At 70.5% G+C, this 6334-nt stretch carries 3 protein-coding genes and 2 pseudogenes; 2 read left to right on the top strand and 3 right to left on the bottom strand.

Annotated features, from left to right (window positions below; all coding sequences use genetic code 11):
- A pseudogene (locus ACFWBD_RS14345) lies at positions 1 to 1784 on the bottom strand (collagen-like protein); the annotation flags it as partial.
- Positions 1785 to 2541: 757 nt separating this feature from the next.
- On the opposite strand from ACFWBD_RS14345, the gene ACFWBD_RS14340 reads away from it, so the two are divergent.
- Complete coding sequence (locus tag ACFWBD_RS14340; protein WP_385666784.1) at positions 2542 to 3729, top strand: hypothetical protein; 1188 nt, start codon at positions 2542 to 2544, stop codon at positions 3727 to 3729.
- Positions 3730 to 4141: 412 nt separating this feature from the next.
- Here the strand turns inward: ACFWBD_RS14340 and ACFWBD_RS14335 are convergent.
- Positions 4142 to 4771: pseudogene (locus ACFWBD_RS14335) on the bottom strand (dTDP-4-dehydrorhamnose 3,5-epimerase family protein).
- 18 nt (positions 4772 to 4789) lie between these two features.
- Positions 4790 to 5662, bottom strand: a complete 873-nt coding sequence (rfbA, locus tag ACFWBD_RS14330) for a glucose-1-phosphate thymidylyltransferase RfbA (RefSeq protein WP_385666783.1) — start codon at positions 5660 to 5662, stop codon at positions 4790 to 4792.
- 66 nt (positions 5663 to 5728) lie between these two features.
- On the opposite strand from rfbA, the gene ACFWBD_RS14325 reads away from it, so the two are divergent.
- Entirely contained in the window at positions 5729 to 5974 is a 246-nt protein-coding gene (locus ACFWBD_RS14325) for an NAD-dependent epimerase/dehydratase family protein (RefSeq protein ID WP_385666781.1), read from the top strand.
- Positions 5975 to 6334 lie beyond the last annotated feature (360 nt).

Genomic DNA, 6334 nt, shown 5'->3' with positions numbered 1-6334 from the left:
CCCTGGGCGCCCTGCGCTCCGGTGCCGCCCTGGGTGCCCTGCGCTCCGGTGCCGCCCTGGAAACCCTGGCCGCCCTGGAACCCCTGACTGCCCTGGACTCCGGCGCCGCCCTGGGAGCCCTGATTGCCCTGCATGCCCTGCGCTCCGACATTGCCTTGGCTGCCTTGCGTGCCGACGCTGCCCTGGGCGCCCTGCGCTCCGGTGCCGCCCTGGGTGCCCTGCGCTCCGGTGCCGCCCTGGAAACCCTGGCCGCCCTGGAACCCCTGACTGCCCTGGTCCCCTTGCACACCGGTGCCGCCTTGATTGCCCTGATTGCCCTGCGCGCCGGAACTGCCCTGCGTGCCCTGCGGGCCCGCGCCGCCTTGGGTGCCTTGGGCCCCGGTGTCGCCCTGGGAGCCCTGCGCTCCGGTGCCGCCCTGGAAACCCTGGCCGCCCTGGAACCCCTGACTGCCCTGTGTGCCTTGTGTGCCGGTATCGCCCTGGAACCCCTGGCTGCCTTGTGTGCCTTGTGTGCCGGTGTCGCCCTGGAACCCTTGACTGCCCTGGACTCCGGCGTCGCCCTGGCTGCCTTGACTGCCCTGCGGGCCGATACCGCCCTGACTGCCCTGGCTGCCGACGTCACCTTGACTGCCCTGGACTCCGGCACCGCCCTGGAACCCCTGGCCGCCCTGGAACCCCTGGCTGCCCTGGCCCCCTTGCACACCGGTTTCGCCCTGACTGCCCTGACTGCCCTGGAACCCCTGGGTGCCGGGGCTGCCCTGACTGCCCTGCGGCCCAGCTCCCGAACCACCCGGGCTGCCCTGCGAACCCTGAGAACCCTGCGGACCGATACCACCCTGAGCACCCTGCACACCCGCGCCGCCCTGAACACCGGGACCACCCTGGAAACCCTGACTGCCCGCGGTCCCCGACGTACCCATGTCGCCCTGCGTGCCCTGACTTCCCTGACTGCCAGAACCACCCTGGTTGCCCTGCAGGCCCTGGCTGCCGAGACCGCCCTGACTGCCCTGCGTGCCGATGTCGCCCTGGCTCCCCTGGGTTCCGCTTCCCTGGAACCCTTGCGCACCGGAGTCGCCCTGGAACCCTTGACTGCCCTGGGTTCCTTGCGCACCGGAGTCGCCCTGGAACCCCTGGCTGCCCTGCGCGCCTTCGTCGCCTTGGCTGCCTTGGCTGCCCTGCGAGCCGGCGCCGCCCTGGCTGCCCTGAGCTCCATCGCCGCCCTGGCTGCCCTGGCTGCCCTGGGCTCCGTCGCCGCCCTGGCTGCCCTGGACTCCGATACCGCCCTGGCTACCCTGCGGCCCGGTACCGCCCTCGCTGCCCTGCGCGCCTTCGTCGCCTTGGCTGCCTTGGCTGCCCTGGGCTCCGTCGCCGCCCTGGCTGCCCTGGACTCCGGCACCGCCCTGGCTGCCCTGGCTGCCCTGCGGGCCGAGATCACCCTGGCTGCCCTGCGCCCCGGCACCGCCCTGGCTGCCCTGCGCCCCGGCACCGCCTTGGGTTCCCTGGGCTCCGGCGTCGCCCTGGCTGCCCTGGCTGCCCTGGGCTCCGGTACCGCCCTGGCTGCCCTGCGCCCCGGCATCACCCTGGCTCCCCTGGAAACCCTGCGTCCCCATATCGCCCTGGCCGCCTTGGACTCCGGCGTCGCCCTGGCTGCCCTGGCTGCCCTGGGCTCCGGTACCGCCCTGACTGCCCTGGCTGCCGACGTCACCTTGACTGCCCTGGACTCCGGCACCGCCCTGGAACCCCTGGCCGCCCTGGAACCCCTGGCTGCCCTGGCCCCCTTGCACACCGGTTTCGCCCTGACTGCCCTGACTGCCCTGGAACCCCTGGGTGCCGGGGCTGCCCTGACTGCCCTGCGGCCCAGCTCCCGAACCACCCGGGCTGCCCTGCGAACCCTGAGAACCCTGCGGACCGATACCACCCTGAGCACCCTGCACACCCGCGCCGCCCTGAACACCGGGACCACCCTGGAAAACCCTGACTGCCCGCGGTCCCCGACGTACCCATGTCGCCCTGCGTGCCCTGACTTCCCTGACTGCCAGAACCACCCTGACTTCCCTGGGCTCCGGTACCGCCCTCGCCGCCCTGGCTGCCCTGGACTCCGGTGCCGCCCTGGTTGCCCTGCGCCCCGAGACTGCCCTGACTGCCCTGACTTCCGGTGCCGCCTTCGGTGCCCTGACTGCCCTGCGCACCGGCACCGCCCTGGCTGCCCTGGCTGCCGGGGCCGCCCTGGAACCCCTGACCGCCCTGCGTTCCCTCGCCGCCCTGACTCCCCTGCGCCCCCGCATCGCCCTGACTGCCCTGGCTGCCGGGACCACCCTGGCTGCCCTGGGCTCCCGTACCGCCCTCGCCGCCCTGACTCCCCTGCGCCCCCGCATCGCCCTGCCTGCCCTGGCTGCCGGGACCACCCTGGCTGCCCTGGGCTCCCGTACCGCCCTCGCCGCCCTGACTCCCCTGCGCCCCCACGTCACCCTGGCTGCCCTGCGCCCCGGGACCACCCTGGCTGCCCTGGCTGCCGACATCGCCCTGGCTGCCCTGACTTCCTTGCGTTCCCGCGTCACCTTGACTGCCCTGCGCACCGGCGCCGCCCTGGCTGCCCTGACTGCCGACATCGCCCTGACTGCCTTCGCCGCCCTGCGGACCGATACCGCCCTGACTGCCCTGCGAGCCGGCGTCGCCTTGGCTTCCCTGGACTCCGGCGCCGCCCTGGAACCCCTGGCCGCCCTGAAATCCCTGACTGCCCTGGTCCCCTTGGGCGCCCGTGCCGCCCTGGACTCCCTGGCTGCCTTGGCTGCCCTGGAACCCCTGGGTGCCGGGGCTGCCCTGACTGCCCTGTGGCCCAGCTCCCGAACCACCCGGGCTGCCCTGCGAACCCTGAGAACCCTGCGGACCGATACCACCCTGAGCACCCTGCACACCCGCGCCGCCCTGAACACCGGGACCACCCTGGATGCCAGGGCCGCCCTGGGATCCGGGTGTGCCGGTGTCGCCCTGAAACCCCTGACCGCCTTGGCTTCCCTGGGTTCCGATCCCGCCTTGATTGCCCTGATTTCCCTGGCTGCCAAGCCCGCCTTGGCTGCCCTGCGAGCCCGTACCTCCCTGGTTGCCCTGCGCCCCGGCACCGCCCTGGCTGCCTTCGCTGCCCTGGGCTCCTGCGCCCCCCTGACTTCCCTGCGAGCCGGCGTCCCCCTGACTGCCCTGCGCCCCGAGACCACCCTGACTGCCCTGGGCTCCGGTGCCGCCTTGGTTTCCCTGGCTGCCCTGCGCTCCGGTACCACCCTGGTTGCCCTGCGCCCCGGCACCGCCCTGGTTTCCCTGGCTGCCCTGCGCTCCGGTACCACCCTGGTTGCCCTGCGCCCCGGCACCGCCCTGGTTTCCCTGACTTCCCTGCGGGCCCGCCCCGCCCTGGCTGCCCTGGGACCCGGTGCCCTGAGAACCCTGACTGCCCTGGAACCCCTGGCTGCCTTGGAAACCCTGGGACCCGGTGCCCTGGCTGCCCTGCGTGCCCTGGAACCCCTGAGTGCCCTGGAAGCCCTGCGTGCCTTGGAAGCCCTGCGTGCCTTGGAACCCCTGTGTGCCCTGCGCGCCTTGGAACCCCTGGGTGCCTTGGAACCCCTGAGTGCCCTGGAACCCCTGCGTGCCCTGGGGGCCTGGTCGGTGGGGGCCTGGTGGGTGGGGGTGCGGGCGCGGGTGCTTATGTGGCTTGCCATTGCCCGTTCCATGCCCACCTGATTCGTCACCGTCGCCCTCGGCCGTCCGCGGTGGGCGGGGCTCGAAGTCGGCACTCACAGCACCGTTCGGGCCTGGCACACCGATGGAGTGATCGACGGACACAACTGCCGCGTTGGCTGGAGCGGTCGTCGACGAACCGAGATTGACGAGCAGGCCAAGAGTCCCCGCCGCCGAGAGCGTAGTGACGGCCCGGACCCACGATCTGCGAAGAGACTGACGCTTCATGACGGAACCTTCCTGCAGCGCTCAAAAACTAATACGCAGAGGTGGTTGACGGGCCACACGGGCATGCCACACCAGCACGTCGGGCGGCATGAATGAGCGCCCAAACTATTGCGCAGTCGTGCCAGCAGCATTGTGCAGGGGCCCGATTCCACGACGACGATTGACAGCGAATGTCGCTGCACTTCATTCAATTGGCGCACGGGCCTGCATTCGGGCTGCTCGTCCTTCGCTTCTGGGGCCCGCCCGGGGCTGAACAGACAGAAACGATGCTCTCCGCCACGCATGCGTCGTACGACGGCAGCATCCCCCTCGCCACCGCCTCGGCCCACGACGGTGCCGCCGCGTCCCTGGCGGAGAGCAGCGGTGCGTCGGCCGGCAACTCGATGCCAGGTCCGGATCGAGCGGATGGACCGCGTGCTCGCCGGTCGGCCGGTACGTCGTCGAGCACAGGTACGTCAGGGTCGCGTCGTCGGTGAGCGCGCAGAAGCCATGACCCAGGCCATCCGGGAGATAGACCGCCCGACGCTCGATGTCGTCCAGACGGATGCCCTCCCAACGGCCGAGGGTGGGCGAGCCGACCTTCAGGTCGGCCACCACGTCCCACACCGCACCGCGCACGCAGGTGACGTACTTGGCCTGCCCGGGCGGCACGTCGGCGAAGTGGATGCCGGGCACCACGCCCTTGGCGGACACCGAGAAACTGGCCTGGGCAAGTGCCACCGCCTCCCTCCGCCGGCCGGTCGAAGCGGTACCACTCGGTGAACAGCCCGCGCTGGTCGCCGTGCACCTGCGGGACGATCTCGAACGCGCCGGCGATCGTCGACTCGCGGGATTTTCACCGCTCACCCTCCTCGAGCAGCCCGAGAAGGTACTGGCCGTAGCCGCTGTGGAGCAGCGGCTTTGCCAGCAGGCGCAGTTGGGAGTCGCCGACGAGTCCGGACCGCCAGACCGTCTCTTCGATGCAGCCGACCTTGAGGCCCTGCCGCTCCTCGATCACCCGGACGAACTCCGAGGCCTGGACCATCGAGGCGAAGGTCCCGGTGTCCAGCCAGGCCGTGCCCCGGTCGAGCGGGGTGACGTAGAGCTCACCGGTGTCCAGATAGGCCCGGTTGACCTCCGTGATCTCCAACTCCCCACGAGCGCTGGGGCGAAGGCCTTGGGCGATCTCCACCGCCCGGTTGTCGTAGAAGTACAGTCCGGGCACCGCGTACCTGGATTTCGGACGGGCCGGCTTCTCCTCGATGCTCAGCACCTGGCCCAGCTCGTCGAACTCCACCACCCCGTAAGCCGACGGGTCGGCGACGGGGTAGGCGAACACCCTGCCTCCCTTCATGTCGGAGTGCTGGGCGAGCCTGGTGCCGAGGCCGCTGCCGTGGAAGATGTTGTCGCCCAGGATCAGGGCAACACCCTCGTCCCCGATGAAATCCGCACCGAGCACGAGGGCTTGCGCGATGCCCTCCGGGCGTGCCTGCACCGCGTATTGAAGGCGGAGGCCCCATTGGCTGCCGTCGCCGAGCAGGCGATGGAACTGGGGCTGGTCGTCGGGCGTGGTGACGATCAGGATTTCCCTGATGCCGGCCATGACCAAGGTAGAAATAGGATAGTAAACCATCGGTTTGTCGAAGACCGGCAGCAGTTGCTTCGACACCGATCGAGTAAGCGGCCACAATCGGGAGCCAGTGCCACCGGCCAACAGAATGCCTCGCATAGCGACAGCGTATGACTTTGACGGCCGATTCGGTCACACATCGAGTGGCGCTAGAATCTGCCCACTATGCGCATCCTGGTTACCGGCGAAGGGTTTGTCGGGTCCGAGTTCGTTCGCTCCGTGCTGAGTGCGGACTCCGAGAGCAGAATTACCGTCCTGGACAACTTCACCTATTCGGGCGTCGAGGGAAGCCTCGCGCTGGTGGCTCATCATCCCGGGTACGCCTGCGTGCGCGGTGACATCTGCGACGTGGAGGCGGTGGACGCCGTGATGCCGGGCCACGACGCGGTGGCCCACGAGCCTCCCTTCTGAATCCGCCGCCCGTCGAACGTCCTCGAGCCAGGTGAAGGAGCAGTCCACCCGTATGCAGCGGCCCACCGTCCGAGGGCTCACCTCCGGGTTCCGGCGTATCCGCCTCCGGAATTCTGCGAACTTCGCGCTTCCATCCGGTCCAAGTCCGACCGGGCCCCCTCCACCTGACTGCCGCACTACGCCGGCTACGGCTGCCAGGACGTCCTCCGGCTTGGCCCGCGGGGCCGGCCGCCAGGATGCCGCCTGCGGGTTCCGGTCCTCGCGACGCATCCGTACACCGATCACCGATCACCGATCACCGGCCAGGACTCACCGGTCAGCGCCGGATGCCGAATCTCGTCCTGAGCCACCTGTTCCTCG

Origin of the sequence: Streptomyces sp. NPDC060002 (genome assembly GCF_042737245.1) — a bacterium.
Lineage (GTDB): Bacteria > Actinomycetota > Actinomycetes > Streptomycetales > Streptomycetaceae > Streptomyces.
The sequence above is the reverse complement of the archived record's forward strand: the minus strand, read 5'-3'. Positions and strand labels throughout refer to the sequence as shown.